Annotated in this window: 20 protein-coding genes; 13 read left to right on the top strand and 7 right to left on the bottom strand. The window is 37.3% G+C overall.

Annotated elements, in window-relative coordinates:
* Positions 1-216: 216 nt before the first annotated feature.
* Both EDD58_RS10490 and EDD58_RS10485 read left to right on the top strand, forming a co-directional pair.
* Positions 217-1,173, top strand: coding sequence for a hypothetical protein (locus EDD58_RS10490; protein ID WP_131925348.1), 957 nt, complete (start codon positions 217-219; stop codon positions 1,171-1,173).
* Between the two features lie 603 nt (positions 1,174-1,776).
* A complete protein-coding gene (locus EDD58_RS10485) occupies positions 1,777-2,700 on the top strand; it encodes a hypothetical protein (protein WP_131925346.1) in 924 nt (307 codons plus the stop codon).
* 208 nt (positions 2,701-2,908) lie between these two features.
* Here the strand turns inward: EDD58_RS10485 and EDD58_RS10480 are convergent, their stop codons facing one another.
* Positions 2,909-3,310 (bottom strand): hypothetical protein, encoded by a 402-nt coding sequence (locus EDD58_RS10480; RefSeq protein WP_131925344.1) that lies wholly within the window; start codon positions 3,308-3,310, stop codon positions 2,909-2,911.
* Between the two features lie 461 nt (positions 3,311-3,771).
* Between EDD58_RS10480 and ppsA the strand changes: the two genes are divergently transcribed.
* Positions 3,772-6,444 (top strand): phosphoenolpyruvate synthase, encoded by a 2,673-nt coding sequence (gene ppsA / locus EDD58_RS10475; RefSeq protein WP_131925342.1) that lies wholly within the window; start codon positions 3,772-3,774, stop codon positions 6,442-6,444.
* A gap of 166 nt (positions 6,445-6,610) precedes the next feature.
* Here ppsA and EDD58_RS15370 read toward each other — a convergent pair whose 3' ends face one another.
* On the bottom strand, positions 6,611-6,742 hold the full coding sequence (locus EDD58_RS15370; protein ID WP_165875933.1) for a YxiJ family protein: 132 nt from the start codon (positions 6,740-6,742) through the stop codon (positions 6,611-6,613).
* A gap of 224 nt (positions 6,743-6,966) precedes the next feature.
* Here EDD58_RS15370 and EDD58_RS10465 point away from each other — a divergent pair, with 224 nt between their 5' ends.
* Positions 6,967-7,863, top strand: coding sequence for an ATP-dependent DNA ligase (locus tag EDD58_RS10465; protein WP_131925340.1), 897 nt, complete (start codon positions 6,967-6,969; stop codon positions 7,861-7,863).
* 62 nt (positions 7,864-7,925) lie between these two features.
* Here the strand turns inward: EDD58_RS10465 and EDD58_RS10460 are convergent, their stop codons facing one another.
* Both EDD58_RS10460 and EDD58_RS10455 read right to left on the bottom strand, forming a co-directional pair.
* Entirely contained in the window at positions 7,926-8,135 is a 210-nt protein-coding gene (locus EDD58_RS10460; RefSeq protein ID WP_131925338.1) for a hypothetical protein, read from the bottom strand.
* A 17-nt stretch (positions 8,136-8,152) separates the two neighbouring features.
* Positions 8,153-8,377, bottom strand: coding sequence for a hypothetical protein (locus EDD58_RS10455; RefSeq protein ID WP_131925336.1), 225 nt, complete (start codon positions 8,375-8,377; stop codon positions 8,153-8,155).
* A gap of 115 nt (positions 8,378-8,492) precedes the next feature.
* On the opposite strand from EDD58_RS10455, the gene ligD reads away from it, so the two are divergent.
* Both ligD and EDD58_RS10445 read left to right on the top strand, forming a co-directional pair.
* Positions 8,493-9,395: a non-homologous end-joining DNA ligase gene (gene ligD / locus EDD58_RS10450; protein WP_131925334.1), complete on the top strand. Its 903-nt coding sequence runs from the start codon at positions 8,493-8,495 to the stop codon at positions 9,393-9,395.
* 62 nt (positions 9,396-9,457) lie between these two features.
* Positions 9,458-10,759 (top strand): amidohydrolase, encoded by a 1,302-nt coding sequence (locus EDD58_RS10445; RefSeq protein ID WP_243648711.1) that lies wholly within the window; start codon positions 9,458-9,460, stop codon positions 10,757-10,759.
* Between the two features lie 80 nt (positions 10,760-10,839).
* On the opposite strand, the gene EDD58_RS10440 is transcribed toward EDD58_RS10445, so the two are convergent.
* Positions 10,840-11,034: a hypothetical protein gene (locus EDD58_RS10440; protein WP_131925332.1), complete on the bottom strand. Its 195-nt coding sequence runs from the start codon at positions 11,032-11,034 to the stop codon at positions 10,840-10,842.
* Positions 11,035-11,202: 168 nt separating this feature from the next.
* On the opposite strand from EDD58_RS10440, the gene EDD58_RS10435 reads away from it, so the two are divergent.
* The 3 genes from EDD58_RS10435 to EDD58_RS10425 all read left to right on the top strand — a co-directional run bounded on the left by EDD58_RS10435 (position 11,203) and on the right by EDD58_RS10425 (position 14,070).
* Positions 11,203-11,865: a hypothetical protein gene (locus EDD58_RS10435; RefSeq protein ID WP_131925330.1), complete on the top strand. Its 663-nt coding sequence runs from the start codon at positions 11,203-11,205 to the stop codon at positions 11,863-11,865.
* A gap of 639 nt (positions 11,866-12,504) precedes the next feature.
* A complete protein-coding gene (gene bioB, locus EDD58_RS10430; RefSeq protein ID WP_131925328.1) occupies positions 12,505-13,503 on the top strand; it encodes a biotin synthase BioB in 999 nt (332 codons plus the stop codon).
* A gap of 129 nt (positions 13,504-13,632) precedes the next feature.
* The gene (locus EDD58_RS10425; protein ID WP_131925326.1) at positions 13,633-14,070 is read left to right on the top strand and encodes a DUF3888 domain-containing protein; all 438 of its coding nucleotides are present in this window, start codon (positions 13,633-13,635) and stop codon (positions 14,068-14,070) included.
* Here the strand turns inward: EDD58_RS10425 and EDD58_RS10420 are convergent.
* Together EDD58_RS10420 and EDD58_RS14900 are read right to left on the bottom strand one after the other, a co-directional pair.
* Positions 14,067-14,519 carry a hypothetical protein gene (locus tag EDD58_RS10420; RefSeq protein WP_131925324.1) on the bottom strand — a complete coding sequence of 151 codons (453 nt, stop codon included), beginning with the start codon at positions 14,517-14,519 and terminating at the stop codon, positions 14,067-14,069. The genes EDD58_RS10425 and EDD58_RS10420 overlap by 4 nt on opposite strands.
* A 23-nt stretch (positions 14,520-14,542) precedes the next feature.
* The gene (locus EDD58_RS14900; protein WP_165875930.1) at positions 14,543-14,680 is read right to left on the bottom strand and encodes a hypothetical protein; all 138 of its coding nucleotides are present in this window, start codon (positions 14,678-14,680) and stop codon (positions 14,543-14,545) included.
* Positions 14,681-15,016: 336 nt separating this feature from the next.
* Between EDD58_RS14900 and EDD58_RS10415 the strand changes: the two genes are divergently transcribed.
* From EDD58_RS10415 to EDD58_RS10400, 4 genes are read left to right on the top strand one after another with little or no spacing between them, the layout of a single operon-like run.
* Positions 15,017-15,553 carry a hypothetical protein gene (locus EDD58_RS10415; RefSeq protein WP_131925322.1) on the top strand — a complete coding sequence of 179 codons (537 nt, stop codon included), beginning with the start codon at positions 15,017-15,019 and terminating at the stop codon, positions 15,551-15,553.
* On the top strand, positions 15,546-17,036 hold the full coding sequence (locus tag EDD58_RS10410; protein WP_131925320.1) for an AAA family ATPase: 1,491 nt from the start codon (positions 15,546-15,548) through the stop codon (positions 17,034-17,036). Before EDD58_RS10415 ends, EDD58_RS10410 begins: the two co-directional genes overlap by 8 nt.
* Positions 17,037-17,088: 52 nt before the next feature.
* Entirely contained in the window at positions 17,089-17,988 is a 900-nt protein-coding gene (locus EDD58_RS10405) for a 3-hydroxyacyl-CoA dehydrogenase family protein (RefSeq protein ID WP_131925318.1), read from the top strand.
* On the top strand, positions 17,985-19,184 hold the full coding sequence (locus tag EDD58_RS10400) for an acetate/propionate family kinase (RefSeq protein ID WP_131925316.1): 1,200 nt from the start codon (positions 17,985-17,987) through the stop codon (positions 19,182-19,184). Before EDD58_RS10405 ends, EDD58_RS10400 begins: the two co-directional genes overlap by 4 nt.
* Positions 19,185-19,203 lie beyond the last annotated feature (19 nt).

The raw sequence follows: 19,203 nt of genomic DNA, 5'->3' as shown, positions 1-19,203 counted from the left end.
GATAAATATTTGTAAATCGCCATTAGATAATATATAATTCTGAATATAACCAATAATAAGAAGCATTCATAAAGGGAATGTTTAGGTAAAGTAAATTTCTTCTATAGTTGCTGTTAGTCTAGTTTCTGCTTTAGTACTATTTGGAACTCTTCTGTTTCAAACAATTTCGATTGGCTCCAACAGGTAATAAAGTTTATCTAATAAGGAGGAATCCACATGAACCGATCTAAAGTAATAACTATACTAATGATCACTATTTTGGTGGTGGGGTTAGGGGTCCCATCTATGGCTGAAGCAAGACCGATTCCTGAATTTTTAGAAGAAGGACCCAAAATCCCCTTGATTTCTAAAAAAACTAAAGAAGCATGGATTCCACAGGGGTTGGATTATCTACCATCAAGAGATTGGATGTTGTTTACGTATTATTGGGGTGAAGGAATAAAAGAAGGAAAAAAAGAAGAAAAAAAAGATCGACCCGCCTCAACCCTGGCGGTAGTGGAAGCCGGTAAATATATCAAAAGGGTTGATTTATATGAGACTCCCCAAAAAAAGATTACAGGACATGTAGGTGGAGTGACAGTAAGTAAAAAACATATTTGGGTAGCATCTACTGATTCTGGAAGTGATAATGTGTTCCAGTTTAAGATTGATGATCTAATCAAAACTCCTGAAAATCAAGTTGGTAAATTAATTGCATCCAATAAGCATAAGCTGGAAGCTGCCTCTTATGCTACCTATACTGATAATGGCATGTTGTGGGTTGGGAGTTATGTAGATGGAAAAAAGGAATGTGATCCAAATCCAAATGGTGGTTATATCTATGGGTACTCATTAGATAGTAACGATCAACTTAGATCCACTACTCCAATAAAAATTTGGAAAACACCAGATCGCGTTCAAGGGGCAGCTATTAAAGGCGATGACATCTTTTACAGTCAATCCTGTGGAAGAAATAATAATAGTACTTTGTACAGATACACCAATGCAAGTAAGGACTCTAAAGGGACATTACGCTTTTCAATAACTGCTCCATCGATGAGTGAAGAGATTGTGATTGTTAAAAACTACCTGTATGTAAACTTCGAATCTGGTGCCAAAAAGTATCGCAATGGGAAAAAGCCAAGACTATATAACGTTTACTATGCAAAAGTGAATGCGTTTAACAAGGAATAAAGAAGTCAAAAGTAAGGTCTGGAACCGGGTACGAAATCCAATTATTAAACGCATGCTTCAGCTTCTGTAATGAAGTATTTAGTAAATGTAACTTAGAAGAGTGTAATCCAATGAAGTTAATATAGATGGGTTTTTCCACTGAATGGTCTGGAGGAAGTAGTTGGGATTGGAAATGATCCCCCCGATGCTTATATCTACACTCGATTTAGTAGTCAGATAACTCTAGCGTAAATATAAGATATGTATAAACGACTTCATTGAGCGGATCAACCGCTCTTTTTTATTCTATTTTGTTATTAGATGTTTTTTAAAATGTAATAACTGAATCATATTTTGTTACTTTTAGAGATTACAAGTTGATTTTTAGGAAATATTTGCAAATTGGAATCTAATAATATATAATTCGGAATATAATTTATGCAATTATAGAAGGAGGGTTGTAAAGAAAATTATTACAAAACCATGGGCGAGTAAATGGTGGAAGTAACCTTTGGAATAATTTCAAATAGCTCCGGAAAAATTTGTCCCTGATCCTTACAAGAACAGATTCCAAGAGGTTACCCTAACGTGGGAATAAAGCTTATTTAACGAGGAGGATCAACAATGAACCGCTCAAAAATAATGACTTTACTAATGATCACTATTTTGGTGGTGGGTTTAGGGATTCCATCTACAGCTGAAGCGAAACCATATCCTGGATTTTTTAAGACTTTTAAAGCAGGTCCTAAAATCCCCTTGGTTTCTAAAACAACTAGTAACGCATGGGTTCCGCAGGGTGTAGAATATCTACCCTCAAAAAACTGGATGTTGTTTTCTTATTATTGGTCTGGAAAAGGAGATAAACCTGTTGCCTTAGCCGTTGTGGATTTAGCTAGCAATAAACATATCAAAACGGTGTATTTGTATGAAACTTCAACCAAAAAGCATAAAGGGCATGCGGGTGGTGTGACAGTAAGTAAAAAACATATTTGGCTAGCATCGACTGGATCTACAAAGGGTAATGTGTTCAAGTTCAAGATTAATGACTTAATCAAAGCTAAAAATGGTGGTAAATTAATTGCATCTAAGAGCTACAAACTAAAAAGCGGCTCTTATGCAACCTATTATGGTAATGTGTTGTGGGTTGGAAAATATACACATGGAAGTAGTGGATTATGTAGTCCAAATCGAAATGGTGGTCAGATTTACGGTTACAAATTAAATAGTAAAGATGAACTGGTATCTACCACTCCGGCATATACTTGGAAAACCCCAGATCGTGTACAAGGTGCAGTCATGACATCCAACCGCGTGATTTACAGTCAATCATGTGGTAGAAATAATAATAGTACTTTGTATAGCTATACCAAAGGAAGCAAGGGGAAACAAGTTAATCGAATGACTGCTCCACCTATGAGTGAAGAGGTTGCGATTGCGAAAAATAAACTGTATGTGAACTTCGAGTCTGGTGCAAAAGAATATCGAGGTAATGGAAAGTACCCACTATATCATGTTTACTATGCTAATGTAAAAACGTTTGCCAAGTGATACAGAGTGATGAATGAGATTAGTCTTAAGGTAAGGTCTGTACCATGTACCAACTACAGTGCTGTAAGTTCTGTATCCAATGGTGCAAAAGTATCGATTTTGCACACGATTTAGATACTAACTCTTATCTCAGTATAAAAGCCGATCTCCAAATGGAAGTCGGCTTTTATATATATTCATATTAATTACATGGGATTGAAATATTTACTTAATAATCATCCATTCCAGCCCAACCATCGCAACCATTAGTTCCTCCATCTCCATTACAATGAAGTTTTACTAGATAATAGCCACTTGTTGGTACTATGTAATCAAATCCTTGATAATTCGTTCCTTTTGGAACCCATACATTTTTAACTATGTCATAATGCATACCAGCTGTTTCTATTCCTAAATGAAGTGAGAATCCACGATTACTTGAATCATAGTTTTCATAATTAACTCTGATTTTTTGACCAGCGTTATACCATCTTAATTCAGTTTGATCAGAATACTCACTAGGTGTTAAACGTACTTGTGTTGGAGTATTTGCGTAAGCGCTTGTGATGCTCAATGTAAAGATCAATGCAAAAGTAAATGACAGGATGGACAAAAACTTTTTCTTATTCATTTTTTCTATCTCCTTTTCCCCTATTTATAATTATTGGGTTAATAGTAAGAGTAGGAAAAATCGCAACTATCTATCAACCCAATACTATTTTACACGACCATTCGCCATTTTAAAATAATTAATTTCTAAATTAATATCTATAAATATTTCTAAATATAGAAAGGACACACTTAAGTAGAATATGTATTTAAGGTTAAAACAATTTCGCAATTGAAGACTATAGCTAATGAAAAAATCGTTAAGCTTATTCTTACCCCTTTTTTGAAAGGAATTAGTATTTGTTAATTATTCAATAAATATAATGAATATACTAAATACTATGTTTAGAATTTAGGGCATGCAAAGAAGAAGTAGAGGATGATGATTAAGAAACATCTTTTTAAAATAGTTGAAAATCTATACATTGTTATCAAAATGATTACCCCATTTGATTCTGAAAATCTAAAAAAGGGTGATATAAGGTGATTCCATATGTGTTGAGCTTTAATGAGATCGACAAATCTAGTTTACCTTACGTTGGGGGAAAGGGAGCTAATCTAGGTGAAATGAGTAAGGCGGGTTTTCCAATCCCACGAGGCTTTTGCGTGACCACTGCTACCTATCGTTCTATTTTACAAACAAGTAATGAGATAGAAGATCTATTTGAACTCCTTGATCCATTGAAACCTGATCAATTAGATTCTATCCGAATTTTAGGAAAGCAAATTCGAGATCATATAGAGAGTTTAACTATTCCTGATAATATTTGGTCTGCGATCGTAGAAGAGTGGAAAAAGACGGGGATAGAAGCTGCTTATGCGATTCGCTCTAGTGCTACAGCTGAAGATTTACCAACAGCTTCTTTCGCAGGTCAACAGGATACGTATTTAAATGTCAAAGGTAAGGAACAAATTCTTCAAGCCATCCAAAAATGTTGGGCTTCATTATTTACAGATCGAGCGATCTCTTATCGGATGAAAAATGGTTTCGATCATCGTTCCGTATTTCTTTCGGTTGTGGTACAGCAAATGGTGTTTCCTGAGGTTTCAGGAATCATGTTTACCGCAGAGCCTATTACGGGGCATCGTAAAACGATCTCGATTGATGCGAGTTTTGGACTTGGCGAAGCGCTTGTTTCTGGTATTGTTTCAGCAGATCTATATCAAGTTCGATCCGGAGAAATTGTAAAGAAACAGATTGCTGACAAGAAAGTTGCTATTTATGCGTTGCCCGAGGGCGGTACAATCACGAAAGATCTATCCAAAGACAAACAGAAGGAACAAGCGCTCCCTGATGAAAAAATATTCGAATTGGCAAAGCTGGGGGAAGAGATTGAGAAACATTATGGATCAGAGCAAGATATTGAGTGGGGATGGGTAGATGAAAAATTAGTTATTCTGCAAAGCCGGCCAATTACCTCTTTATATCCACTCCCAGACATTCAGGACAACTTAAAGTTACAGGTCTTTTTTTCCTTTGGTCATCAACAAATGATGACAGATGCAATGAAGCCGTTAGCTATTTCGATTATGCGCAGGATCTTTCCATTTGGGAAGAAGGATATCGGCTCTGAAAGTGATGTTATGTTATCAGCAGGTGGGCGATTGTATATCAATCCAACAGAAGTGTTATATTGGAAACCTGCGCAAAAAATGATGCCTCTGGCGCTTAGCCATGTTGATGAATTAATAAGTAATGCTATTACGCAATTCATTCAGCGTGAACAATTTCAAAAAAATGCAATCCCAAATAAGCAGATTGTTAAGAAAGCTAGGCAATTTGTGAAATCTATTTTAATGGATACGATCAAAAACATCCTTTTTCGGGATTCCTCTGATTCTATTCATCGATGTAATGAATATATGGAAACTTGGGTTAAGAAAAGTAAAGAAGAACTATCTCAGAAATCTGGTTCAGAGCGAATTCGATGGATTCAACAAAGTGCGGGGAATTTACTATTGAGACTTTTCTTAGATATTATGCCATACCCACTGTCAGGGATTGTTGCCTCAAAAATGATCCGATATTTATCCAAACGCTGGTTAGGAGATGATCAAGCCGTCGATCTGCTTAATAAATCATTACCGGGTAATGTTACGAGTGAAATGGGGCTTGTTCTAGGAGATGTGGCGGATATAGCCAGACAATACTCCGAGGTGATCCGATATTTAGAAGAAGCAGAAGACCATTCCTTTTATGAAGGATTGAATCGAATTGAAGGGGGAGACATTTTCCGAAAAGAGTTTGAGCTTTTTATTCATCAATATGGGATGCGCTGTCCAGGGGAGATCGATATTACAAAGTTGCGTTGGCAAGAAGCTCCTACCATGCTGGTGCCATCCATGTTGAGTCATATTCAAAATCTAAAACTTGGAGAACATCGAGAGAAATTTAACAATGGAAGAATAGAAGCAGAACAAGCTGGTCAGTTCATTCTCGAACGAGTCAGGAAAATCCGTGGTGGGCTGATGAAGCAAAGATGGATGTCTCGATTGATTAAGGTATATCGAGATCATATGGGTATTCGTGAACATCCTAAATATATGCTTGTGCAACATCTTAATCTTTACAAACAGGCTATTTTGGAAGAAGCAGATCAACTGGTTGATCAGGGGGTTCTTCAACATCGGACAGACGTTTTTTATCTGACTTTAGACGAGATTCTCATGGTAATGGGAAACCGTTTTAGAGGCAATTTGCCTGAGTTGATAAGTCTACGAAAAAAGGAATACAAACAGTATCAAAAGCTTACCCCTCCTCGTGTAATGACTAGTGAAGGAGAGATTATCACAGGTAGAAGACGTGATATTCAGGCCCCCGCTGGATCTCTAATTGGTACACCTGTTTCCCCTGGTGTAATAGAAGGTTATGCAAGAGTAGTATTAAGTCCAGAAAAAGCGAACCTAAAACCAGGAGAGATATTAATTGCACCTTTTACAGATCCCGGGTGGACGACGCTATTTAATTCATCCCAAGCCCTAGTCATGGAAGTCGGAGGGTTGATGACCCATGGGGCAGTTGTGGCTCGCGAATATGGAATTCCAGCTGTCGTAGGCGTAGACGATGCAACCAAAAAAATTAGGGATGGCCAGTATATCCGGGTAGATGGAACCCAAGGTTATGTTCAAATCTTGGATGGTTATAAAGATGCTTAATATGGTGTGGAGTAAAGTTTGGTTTGTAACGTAGATTAAAACCCTAAATTGATTCTCTTTAATGTTCTTGTCAATGATATAAAACTCAAAACTAAAGGGCGCATTTCTATAAAATGCGCCCTTGCTCAAATAATGAGTATGTAGCTTCAAAAATCACCCGCTCTTGTTATTCAAAAAATGATATTAGTATCTTTCTGCAATTTTCGTAACTATTATATTCGTCATTGAATAATTGGTAGTTAGAGATATTACCTTCAAAAAATTTGTAAGCTGGAAATAATTCAAAAGGTAGTATCACGTCACTAAACTTGTTTAAAGGACCATTCCAGACCTTTGCTAATGCTAAAATGTTTCTTGAGAAAAGCGCTCTAGTCTTTGATGATTAACAGACATTCTCTTCTTTTAATAATATTACAAATGCCTTTTTCAGTTTTCTACATGGGTGTGATAATTAAATAACTGAAGGGGAATCATAAACAAAAACATAAACAAGTTTGTAACACAAACAAAAGAGGCAAAAAAATGATACCTTTAATAAAACCCATGGAACCCATCTTGACTAACCAACTCATACACAAAAAATCCTTACTATATCAAGTGAAATGGGATGGTATCCGGATCTTAACCAATTACGATTCACAAAAAACTCAGCTATATACACGAAAAAAAAATGAACGAACAGTTACATATCCAGAGATAACTAAAGAATTATCTAAGATGCTTAAGGAGCATTCTGTGATATTAGATGGTGAAATGATTGCCATCGATCAAGGTAAATCGTGTTTCTTTGAAATATTAAAACGAGATCGTTTAAAAAACCCACAAAAAATCCTTCAAGCCCAATCAAAAATCCCTGTCTATTATATGATTTTCGATATTATTTATTTTAATGGAAAATGGTTAACTGATCAGCCTTTAACAGAGCGCCTCGATTTGTTAAATAATCTTATTCAAGAAACATCTCATGTACAGGTGTGTCCTAGTTATGATGATGGAAGTACTCTGTGGAAGGTGACAGAGGAAAAAGGTTGGGAAGGCATTGTGATAAAAGAAAGAGAAGGGACTTATCATCTAGGACAAAAGCATACTACTTGGTTAAAGTTAAAGCACATTCAAAAGATTCATGCAACCGTCATTGGAGTTACGTTTGAACAGTCTCGTTCGATGGTTAATTCATTAATCCTAGGTATCTTTAAAAATGGGGAATGGATCTATATCGGAAAGGCTTCAACAGGATTGTCCATAGAACAAAAGCAACTATTTACACGTTTGGCTCAAGAGACAGCTCAAGAAAAAGGTGTTATTCCTCAACTGCGGTTACGAGAACCGGTTGCATGGATCATTCCCGAGATTACCGTACAAGTGCAATTTCTTGAATGGACTCCTGACGGAACCCTACGCTCTCCAGTTATTAAATGAAAAAGAACAAACCTAGAACCCGATTAATATAGATTCTAGGTTTATTTAAGTACAAGCGAGGTTTAGTAATAGCGCCGCCTTCTATATCCACGACCTGGAGGTGGAAAGAAGATTGGTTGAAAAGGGGGATATGGAACGTAACCTGGATTTGGATAAGGATAATTTATTGGATAGGGAGGAAGATTAGGATAAACAGGATAGGGTGGATATTGTTCAATCTCTAAGTCGGGGTTAAAATCATATTCCCAAGCCTCGTTTTCGTACGGATTCATTTACATCTCTCCTTCATCTACCAGAAAAATGGAGGGAATGGTCTAAAGAACGGGAACGGTCCGAAAAAAGGAAAGGGACGGAAGAAGGGGAAGAATGGAAAAATGGATACTTGGGCATTGTTAGAAAGGTCGTATTGTTCTGGAGACATAGTCATCGGATAGACTGGGGGATATGGATAATCGTAATGTTCATGCGCTAATCCATTGGACTCAAAGAAATCTGGTTGTTGTTGATATGACATAATGAACCCTCCTGAATTTGTATATCTTAAGCTTTACACTCATAACTTATGTTGCACATGCCCATTTGGTCATTGTTCTATTCATTTTGGGCTTATCCGATTTAAGGTGATGAAGATGAAAGAATACAAAATGATTCATGTCGAGGGTCGAGATATAAAAATATCTAATCCCGACAAAGTCCTTTTTCCAAAAGCTCCATTGACTAAATGGGACTACGTGCTTGCCTGTACCCAATTAGCTCCTTATTTAATTTCATATACACACAATCGTGCATTAACAACTATTCGCTTTCCCGATGGGACCAAAGGTAAATCATTTTATCAGAAAAACGCTCCTCAACATCGTCCCGAGTGGATTCAAACCAAACTGGAAGGTTCGATTGAATATCTACTTCTAAATGATTTACCCACTTTGATTTGGCTTGCCAATTTGGCATGTCTAGAGTTTCATGTCTCCTTTAATCTCATATCAAAAATCGAATACCCAACAGAGTTAGTTTTTGATCTAGACCCTAGTGTAGAGGACTTTTCGCGAGTCGTTGAGGTAGCCTTGATAACACGACAAGTTCTTTTGCAAATAGGATTAGATGGGATCGTAAAAACATCTGGAGCGAGTGGACTCCAAATTTATGTGCCAATTGTTCCGAAGTATACCTATGAACAAACTAGAAAAGTGAGTCATTTTATTGCTAAATACTTAGTTGAGCAACATCCAAGCTTAATTACCATTGAACGTAAAGTGAAATATCGAGGGAAGCAAGTTTACTTTGATTATTTGCAACATTGGTATCATAAAACATTAATTGCCCCTTATTCGCCAAGAGCTGTAGCTGAAGCGGCGGTTTCTACCCCATTAAATTGGGAAGAGCTCCCTAGTATTCATTCTCCCCGAGTGATGAATCTATTTACAATCATTCCTCGATTAGAAAAGAAGGGTGATTTGTTTCAAAAATTCATGAAAAAAGAGAAGTACCAATTAGATAACATTTTACATTTTATTGAGTCTCATCCTCATTGATCTCTTGTCATGGATTCCCTTTTGCGTTATGTTAGCTAAAACATACTTAGGAGGGTTTTAATTTGAAGCGAATTTTTACCAATGCAGTTATTATTCCGATGACCGAAGACATGGAAATGATTCAACAAGGCGCTTTGGGAATCGAAGGGGATCGGATTATATATTTGGGGGATCTACCAGATGTAGAAGAGCTTGATACATACGATGAAGTGATCAATTGTGAAGGTAAAGCCATTTTACCTGGCTTGATTAACACTCATTGTCATGCGGCGATGACATTACTTCGCGGATATGCTGACGATTTACCTTTACAACGTTGGCTCGAAGAAGAGATGTGGCCGATGGAAGGACGATTCACAAAAGTTCAAGTAGGGGCAGGAACAGCATTGTCAGTAGTTGAAATGATTCGTTCGGGAACGACCTGTTTCCTTGATATGTATGATCATATGGATACAGTTGGAGAAATAGTAAGTCAATCTGGAATCCGTGCAAGCTTATGTCGGGGTGTTATTGGATTCGGGGATGATGAAATTAGAAAGAATAAGTTTCAGGAAGCTACACAGTTTGCTACTGAATGGAATGGAGCAGCTAATGGAAGAATAACGACAATGCTTGCACCACATGCACCATATACATGTTCGCCAGAGTTTATTTCTAAGTTTGTAGAAAAAGCTGCTGAATTGGAACTTCCGATCCATACACATATGTCCGAAACCGCTAAGGAAGTGGAACAGAATGTTCAACAATATGGACTACGCCCTGTAGAACATTTACGTCGACTGGGCTTTTTCGATATTCCTTCACTCGTTGCACACTCTGTTCATGTTAATGATGAAGAAATCGATATTTTAGCTGCTCATCATGTGAAAATCGCTCACAATCCTGGAAGTAACTTGAAGCTGGGTAGTGGAATTGCCCCAATCTCCAGTATGTTGACCAGAGGAATTCGTCCAGGATTAGCTACAGATGGAGCTGCAAGCAATAATAATTTGGACATGCTTCAAGAAATTCAGTTGGCAGCCTTAATTCATAAAGGATTTCTTCAAGATCCTGAGGCAGTACCTGCTCCTATTGCTTTAAAAATGGGAACGATTTATGGAGCGGAATCCTTATTTTTAGATCATCAAATAGGCTCTTTGGAAGTAAGTAAAAAAGCTGATTTTGTAACCATCGATTTAACTTCCGCTCATATGCAGCCTCTTCACGATGTAGTTTCTCATATCGTTTATTCTGCCCAAAGTTCGGATGTTCAGGATATGTATGTAGATGGAAATCCGATTATGGTTGATCGTCAAATTTTAACTTTGGATGAGGAAAAAATCATTGCTGAATCTCAAATCGCTTTTCAAGCGATCGCTCAATAAAAAACCTGCCAAAAATCGGCAGGAATATGGTAACGGCGAAAGGTATAGACGGGAAAATAGTAGTTATACTACGAATAGAACTAACATTGTATATCGATTTCTAATGTAAATCGTAAGGGAATTTCCTTAGAAGGAAGCCATTCACGCTTGAGGGCTGAGGGGGATGCCCATGTTTCTGCGTGAATAAAGCTTTCCATTTGTTTGTATTCCTCTGGTGGCAAATGTGTTTGTAGCAATTCACAAAGCCAGTTTGTTTGTAAAGAGGAAGTTGACATGAATTTCACCACCTTCATGGGTGTACCTTTATTATCACCGAACTAAGGTCAGATATGACTTACACATTTTTCACTTTGGCCCATTTAATTGGGCTTTTTTCTTCATTTTAGTACTAATTCACACCTATTTCTCGTAAGATTGTGGAAATAGGAGGTTGAAATAATCTGATGCGTCATTTACTTATTTTACTTAGTCTGTGTGTATTAGTTGGTTGTTCCTCCATACCTGTTGAATCCAGTCAAGTATCCAAAAATTTCAGAGGAGAAGACCCGCTTTACCTAGATGATTTAGAGCAAGTATTGACAAAAAAATCGAACCAATCGTCCTATGGATATACAGTGAAAATGAAGTTGCAAAACCAAGAAACCATTTGGCAAGGTAATCAAACAAATGAAGATTGGACCCTTACATCTTCTAAGCCCACTCCAGTTACAGTTTCAAAAAAAGGGAAACAAGTCTCTTTTCAGTTAAACGGAAAAACTGAAAACTTGACTGTAGAGCAAACAGGAGTGATCTCGCCGTTAGATCATTTTCGATTAGTACAGGAAATAAAAAAAGAGGTAAAGCTAATTTCTACAGAAGTTAAACAAGGAAACACATGGGTTCAATTAAAAGTCAGTATCGATGAAGGGTTACTAGCTCAAAAGATAAAAAAACGACTGTTGAAATCAAGTAATGATTATCCTTTTATACCTGAGATTTCTGATCAAATAAAGGTATCTTACCAAGTAACCTATATCCAAGAAACAAAGGAATTAGCTGAACTATCCATGCAAATCGAATCAAAGACTGATCACAAAGAAGAAATTGTGTATCGTTTCGGTGAATAAAGGGGTCACTGGTATCAAAAAAGAAAACGCACGTTTAAACGTAAATTAACCAACTCCTATACATTAATTAATTGCAGAGAGTATGAGAGGCAATAGAACAGAAAACTGGAACAAGTCTTAATGGACATTCAAGTTATATACGTGAATTGGAATGGAGAAAGAGCCGCTTGCGTTATCAAGATTCAAAAAACGCAAGGGCTCTTTTTATTTATGGGGATCAGCAGCGCAAAAACTCAAATTTACAACGTTAATATTGGCAAATCTCCTCTGATTTATCGTCATAGTCATGCTATCTATTTTGAAATCTAAAATATTTACAAGTGTACTCATTATATGTTAACATTTTTATAAAATAAGTTGACATTAGATGGGGCCATATGGCAAGAAGATCATTTCATCCTTGCAAATCATGGGGCTTAGCAGTGGTTTACTTCGTTGGTGTGCCTTATTTATATATGGCTCTTACTATGTGGATGGGCATTCCTCGTAGCTGGGCTCATGTATGGATGATCGGTTATCTATATGACATTGTTGGTGACCTTATTATTTCCGTAATAGCTTTTAGTTACACAAGATTATACAGAGTATTTGATAAGATCCGAAACAAAATAAAATCTATACAAAAAAGGAGAATATCATATGAATTGGTTCCAGTTAGCTCAAGAGGTGATCGAGGGGAAAACGATTAGTGATCACGAAGCGATGAGTATTCTTAATTGTGATGATGATGAATTATTATTACTCCTAAATGGCGCTTTCCACATACGTAAGCACTATTTTGGGAAGAAAGTTAAATTAAACATGATTATCAATGCTAAAAGTGGATATTGTCCCGAAGACTGCGGATATTGTTCTCAATCTTCCATTTCAACTGCTGAAATCGAAAAATACTCATTTATTTCGAAAGAAGAGATTTTAGAAGGAGCTAAACGTGCGTTTAGTAATAAAGTAGGAACATATTGTATTGTTGCAAGCGGTAGAGGTCCCACTCAAAAAAATGTGAATGTTGTAAGAGAATCAGTAAAAGAAATTAAAGAGAAGTATGGGTTAAAAGTATGCGCTTGTTTAGGTCTTTTAGGAGAAGAACAAGCGACTCAACTAAAAGAAGCAGGGGTCGATCGTTATAATCATAATTTAAATACCTCTGAGCGCCACCATTCATATATTACAACTACACATACATACGAAGATCGTGTAAATACTGTTGAAACTGTGAAAAAAAGTGGAATTTCACCCTGTTCTGGAGCAATTATCGGAATGAAAGAAACAAAAGAAGATGTTATAGCGATTGCGCGTGAGTTACATCAGTTAGATGCCGATTCAATTCCTGTGAACTTCTTGCATGCGATCGATGGGACTAAACTAGAGGGTGTTCATGAATTAAATCCTCGTTATTGCCTTAAAGTGCTGGCCTTATTCCGTTATATCAATCCAACCAAAGAGATCCGTATTTCTGGAGGACGCGAGGTTAACTTGGGTAGCCTGCAACCTCTAGGTTTATATGTAGCTAACAGCATTTTCTTAGGAGATTATTTAACAACCGAAGGACAAGAAGCTAACCAAGATCACAAGCTTATAGAAGCTTTAGGATTTGAAATTGAACTGATGCCCAAACAAGAAGAAGTATTTTCCTCTTGAAGGATTCAGATAAATGAAGAACCCCATTTTTCAATATGCCTAAACGAAAAATGGGGTCTTTTATTTTATTTATGTTTTCGAGCAGAATACAAGTCATCAACAACTTTTCGAAAAGGAGATATTAATCTGGTGAAAAACAAATTTGCTATTTGTGCACTCAGTTTTCTGATATTCTTTTTTACTACTGGATACTCTTTCGCAAATCAAACTCCTGTTCCAGAGAATTTAAGGGATAGGGCTTTGATTGAAGCTATGGGTCCATATATTTACAGTGCTATAACTGGCTATTACGGAAAAACAAAACTATATGATTCTGAGAAAATATTAAGTGTTGAACAAGATCCTTCAGGTAGAAATGACTACACTGTAAAAATACAGGTAATTTCTTTTGAAGGACCTCATAATCCTCCTTATGGACTAGAGACGGTAACTCTTCGTATTAGCTCTTATGGAGTCACTGTTATTGATTTTAAACACAAAGACTACACACCAAAGCCCCAGCGGGGCTTTGGTGGCGGACATTCAAGTTATATAGAAATGAAAATGTCTCTGCTAGGGACGTATTAATATTCAATCCCAAAGAGTTCTTCACCTATATGTTGATAATCAGCCTCTAATTTATATTTGCATTCGCTTTTTTCATGTTCTTTTCTGAATATGAGTTTACGCCCTTCAAACGTCAAGCTTACTTTCATATACTTTGGAACGAAACCAGTGAGAACATTTTCATATATATATGGGTTCAATGCATACAGATCCCCATCTAAGTGGTTAAGACTATAAGTAGGGGAATCCCCAGCTTTACTGTCTGAATAATATGTATATAATGTTGCATTGTCTTTCTCCGCAATAGTAAATGCTGACCGATACTGTACTTTTGTAATTCGGATCTCTTGAGGACAACCTGATTTGAATTTTTCCAAAGACCATCTGCCATAGATGTCTGGTACTCTACATGTTGTTAAAATCATAAAAATTATAAAAATCATTGAGAATATACGAATTTTTTTCTTCATAAGAATTGCAAACAGGTGACTATTCATGATCCTTCGTCGAATTGGATAAACTGCTCGATTGTTGTTTTAACTAACAAATAATTAGTTGTTTCTATGGTATCCTGCAATTCATCTCTTAACTCATCGATCACCTGTCTTGCATTTTTCACATCCGTAGTCATAGATTTCATTTCTTAATGACTTTCACTACAATTTTTTCGTTCACCATATGGGGTTGATTATATCCCTAAACGGTAGTAAAAGGAAGATTCCCAGCCTGAGGAATAACATTCTCAACCTGTTTTACTTTTAGGGAAGGAGATCATCAGCAGAAGGATCAAAAATAATCAAAGATTAGTTCTCCTTATTCAGGATCATATGAAATATGATTTTTCTGTCGGTGTACAGACATTCTCTTTTTCGTTTCCAATCTTTCCTATGCGAACTAGTATATCAACTATGATATACTTTTTGATGTATTATTTACTCATTTTTAGCTAGGGAGGAGGCGTGACATGATGAAATCTAAGATCAATCGTTTATTAATTGGTTTATTTGTCACGCTTTTTATTAGCTTTGGTGGCTTTTACTTATACCAATGGTTATGGATTGAACAACCAATCACGTCAATGTTAGAAAACCAATCTAATATTCATAACGATTTCCAGGTTAAAGTAACACCATCTAAAGTCGAAGTTCAACTTCATCCCAAGAAAGATTTTTCACTTCAACAACAATATTCGTTGTTAATGAAGCAGATTGAGGAGAAAATAGGGGATCGTCCCATTCGAATAGAATTATCTACACCCTCTGATCATTTATTAGAAAAAGCTTGGTCTGAAATGACTTTTGGAGTCAAAGAGGGAATCTCTCTTCAAACCTACACACAGATTCCAACAACTGTTTCTAACATTGCTGAAAAGTATGAGATTCAACAACGGGTTTCTATGGATGATCAATTTGTCTATATTGAGTTACGAAAGGAAAATAAGTATTTGTTTAAAGTTCTCCCGCTACAAGAACAGAAGGAAAGAGTGGTGAAGTCGAATGAATAAATCTTTGGGGATCGGGATCGGGATAGCGTTACTCATTTTTCTGATCTATATCGGGGTAGACCCTCTTCCTTTACTCTTCTTGCTAGGGATTGTTTTTGTTATTGTATATTTTTCAAGTCATCGACAAGTTGCTCAAGGAATTGGACATCATAAAAATAAGAAGAAAAAAGACCAAAAGCAATCCATCTCCAACTTATCTTTTGATGACATCGGTGGTCAAGAACGTGCTAAACAAGAATTAAAGGAAGCCTTGGAGTTTTTAATTCATCGTGACCAAATTGCTAATTATGGGATTCGTCCCATCAAAGGTATTCTTCTTACTGGACCTCCAGGTACAGGAAAAACATTGATGGCCAAAGCCTCAGCTCATTACACAAACTCTGTCTTTCTTAGTGCATCAGGTAGTGAATTTGTTGAGATGTATGTGGGTGTAGGGGCTCAGAGAATTCGGGACTTGTTTGAGCAAGCAAGAACTCAAGCAATCCACAATCAGAAATCGAGTGCAATCATCTTCATTGATGAGATTGATGTGATCGGTGGTAAACGAGAGGGATCTCAACATCGTGAGTATGATCAAACGTTAAATCAATTACTCACAGAGATGGATGGGATTATTAATCAACCAGAGGTGCAGGTACTTGTCATGGCAGCTACTAACCGCAAAGATATGTTAGATTCAGCTTTGCTAAGACCAGGGCGGTTTGACCGACAGATCATGGTTGATTTACCTGATAAAAAGGCTAGAAAAGCGATTTTGGAGTTACATTCAAAAAATAAACCGATCGCAGGGGATGTCAATCTAAACCAAATTGCCTCTGAGACGTTTGGATTTTCGGGAGCACAGCTGGAAAGTGTGACTAATGAAGCTGCTATTTATGCTTTAAGAGAAGAGGAAAGCTTGATTCAACCACAACATTTTTCTCAAGCGATCGATAAAGTGATGATGGGGGAAAGAACAGATCGTGAAGCTACCCACGAAGAAAAAGAACGTGTAGCTGTCCACGAATTAGGACATGCCATCATGTCTGAAATTGTAAATCCCGGATCGGTATCTCAAGTATCTCTTCACCCGCGAGGACAAGCGCTAGGGTATGTCCGACATCATCCGGGGCAAGATCGGTATCTTTATACACGAGATCATCTGGATGACCGGATTAAAATTTGCTTGGCTGGAGCTGCCGCTGAACTACAAGTCTATGGAAATAAAAGTACAGGTGCTAGCAATGATTACCAACAGGCCAACCAATATGCAAGAACCATTATTGAGGCAGGTCTCTCTAACTTAGGAATTATCGACCCTCAATTGATCAGTAAAGACAAAATCCAAGTCGAATCTAATAAAATTATTACACAACTTTTTACGGAAACGGTAGATCATTTAGCTAAATATCACAAATGTTTTTCGGCTTCCTTACACATCTTATTAAAAGAAGAAACTCTTTCTGGTGAAGATTTTCGTAATTTATTGAAGCAAACATTTTAATTAGCTGATACAATAGACGAAGTTAAGTTTGGTGTGAAAGGAGTCATTCAATGTGGCTAATATCCAGCAAATCGTAGTAATCGGTGGTGGAACCATTGGACAAGGCATCTCTGAATTGTTTGCTTCCAAGGGGTTTGACATCACTTTACTTGAAAAAACTGATGAACTCTCGAAGCATTCCTATCATCAAATTGAGATGAGTTTGGACAAAAAACTTTCTAAGTGGGGAATTACCCCTGCCGAGAAAAAGTCCACACTTTCTCGAATTCATATGACTACTGACACTCAGGTATTAACACTGGCTGATTTTGTCATTGAATCAGCCACTGAAGATCTTGAAATTAAAAAAGAGATTTTTCTACTTTGTGAGCAAATGTGTGGTCCTGAAGTTGTTTTAGCTAGTACCACGTCTACTCTAAGCATAACGGAAGTTGCAGCGATTACAAATCGTCCGAATCGGATCATTGGGCTTCATTTTGTCCATCCCGTCACTTCCATCCCGTTAGTGGAGGTTGTAAGAGGACTAAAAACCTCTCAACAAACATTACAAACCATTATGGAACTTCTCCCGCAATTAGGGCTAGAAGGGATTGAAGTTTACGAATCCCCTGGATTTGTAACAACTCGACTTATGATGCTTTTAATCAATGAAGCTCTATATACGTTGATGGAAGGAGTATCAAGCGCTGAGGATATCGACCGAGCGATGAGGATTTGCTATCAATTTAAAGTAGGTCCTTTAGAGATGGCAGACCGGTTTGGTTTAGACTCTGTCTTAGCTGCTATGGAACGGTTATTCCGTGAATTTGGAGATACAAAATACCGACCTGCTCCCCTCCTGAAAAAGATGGTACGAGCCGGTCACTTAGGTGTAAAGTCCGGAGAGGGATTTTTCCATTATGATGAAGACGGGGATCGTATTTCTTCAACATTCGAGGAGGGGCAGCAATGAATGTACTTGTGATCAATTGCGGAAGTTCTTCGATTAAATATCAGCTATTTAATATGAATGATGAATCGATTCTTGCGTCTGGTTTAGTCGAAAAGATCGGAACAGAAAGCGCTATCATTACCTATGATGTACCTGGAAAAGAAGAAAAAGTAGTCACTGGTGAAATTCTCGACCATCGAGAAGGATTAAATAAAGTATTGAGGTTGTTGATGAATAAAGAAGATGGAGTCATTCAAAGTGCTTCAGAAGTAGCAGCTGTTGGACATCGTGTTGTGCATGGAGGAGAATTCTTCTCCAGCTCAGCAGTCATTGACAGCGAGGTGCGTCAAGCGATTCGAAAAACTATTGACTTGGCCCCTCTACATAATCCAGCTCATTTGTTAGGAATTGATGCGGCCCAGATCCAATTGCCCGATGCTGTCCATGTAGCCGTTTTCGATACTGCATTCCATCAAACGATGCCAGAATACGCATATATGTATCCGCTTCCACGAGTTCTTTATCAAAAATATAAGGTTCGCCGTTATGGTGCACATGGAACTTCTCATAAATATGTCTCAAATCGGGTTGCCGCTGTGTTACAACGTCCAATAGATGAACTAAAAATTGTGAGTTGTCATATAGGAAACGGGGCGAGCGTCACTGCCGTTGAAAATGGAAAATCCGTAGATACCAGTATGGGGATGACCCCTTTAGAAGGTTTAATGATGGGGACTCGTTGTGGTGATATTGATCCAGCTATTGTTCCTTTTGTCATCGCTAAAGAGGAGTTAACTTTATCTGAAGTTAACTCGATGATGAATAAACATAGTGGGTTGTTAGGGATTTCTGGATTTAGTGATATGCGTGAAGTAACAGAAGCTATGTTTAGCGGAAATGAGGCTGCAAAGTTAGCATTTGATATGTATGTGTATCGACTTCGTAAGAAGATTGGTTCCTACATTGCGGCTATGAACGGAATTGATGTACTCGTATTTACTGCCGGCGTGGGGGAAAACTCAGCGATCTTTCGTGAACGAGTCTGTGATGGTCTCACTTTCTTCGGAATTGAATTAGATCATGAGCAGAATGAAATTCGTAGTAAAGAAGAACGACATATAAGTACTAAAAACTCCAAGGTTGAAGTCCTGATTATTCCTACCAATGAAGAGTTGATGATCGCTCGGGAAGCAAAGGCTCTAGTTGAAACCGCTTAACCATGATAAGATAAATGAA

Source organism: Hazenella coriacea (assembly GCF_004341825.1).
In the GTDB taxonomy this organism is placed as follows: domain Bacteria; phylum Bacillota; class Bacilli; order Thermoactinomycetales; family Thermoactinomycetaceae; genus Hazenella; species Hazenella coriacea.
This window is presented reverse-complemented; position numbering and strand designations above follow the sequence as displayed.

Bases quoted from the DNA above. Each gene is read 5' to 3' on its own strand.
- EDD58_RS10490 (WP_131925348.1), top strand. From the start codon at position 217: ATGAACCGATCTAAAGTAATAACTATACTAATGATCACTATTTTGGTG.
- EDD58_RS10485 (WP_131925346.1), top strand. From the start codon at position 1,777: ATGAACCGCTCAAAAATAATGACTTTACTAATGATCACTATTTTGGTG.
- EDD58_RS10480 (WP_131925344.1), bottom strand. From the start codon at position 3,310: ATGAATAAGAAAAAGTTTTTGTCCATCCTGTCATTTACTTTTGCATTG.
- EDD58_RS10465 (WP_131925340.1), top strand. From the start codon at position 6,967: ATGATACCTTTAATAAAACCCATGGAACCCATCTTGACTAACCAACTC.
- EDD58_RS10460 (WP_131925338.1), bottom strand. From the start codon at position 8,135: ATGAATCCGTACGAAAACGAGGCTTGGGAATATGATTTTAACCCCGAC.
- EDD58_RS10455 (WP_131925336.1), bottom strand. From the start codon at position 8,377: ATGTCATATCAACAACAACCAGATTTCTTTGAGTCCAATGGATTAGCG.
- ligD (WP_131925334.1), top strand. From the start codon at position 8,493: ATGAAAGAATACAAAATGATTCATGTCGAGGGTCGAGATATAAAAATA.
- EDD58_RS10440 (WP_131925332.1), bottom strand. From the start codon at position 11,034: ATGTCAACTTCCTCTTTACAAACAAACTGGCTTTGTGAATTGCTACAA.
- EDD58_RS10435 (WP_131925330.1), top strand. From the start codon at position 11,203: ATGCGTCATTTACTTATTTTACTTAGTCTGTGTGTATTAGTTGGTTGT.
- bioB (WP_131925328.1), top strand. From the start codon at position 12,505: ATGAATTGGTTCCAGTTAGCTCAAGAGGTGATCGAGGGGAAAACGATT.
- EDD58_RS10420 (WP_131925324.1), bottom strand. From the start codon at position 14,519: ATGAAGAAAAAAATTCGTATATTCTCAATGATTTTTATAATTTTTATG.
- EDD58_RS14900 (WP_165875930.1), bottom strand. From the start codon at position 14,680: ATGACTACGGATGTGAAAAATGCAAGACAGGTGATCGATGAGTTAAGA.
- EDD58_RS10415 (WP_131925322.1), top strand. From the start codon at position 15,017: ATGAAATCTAAGATCAATCGTTTATTAATTGGTTTATTTGTCACGCTT.
- EDD58_RS10410 (WP_131925320.1), top strand. From the start codon at position 15,546: ATGAATAAATCTTTGGGGATCGGGATCGGGATAGCGTTACTCATTTTT.
- EDD58_RS10400 (WP_131925316.1), top strand. From the start codon at position 17,985: ATGAATGTACTTGTGATCAATTGCGGAAGTTCTTCGATTAAATATCAG.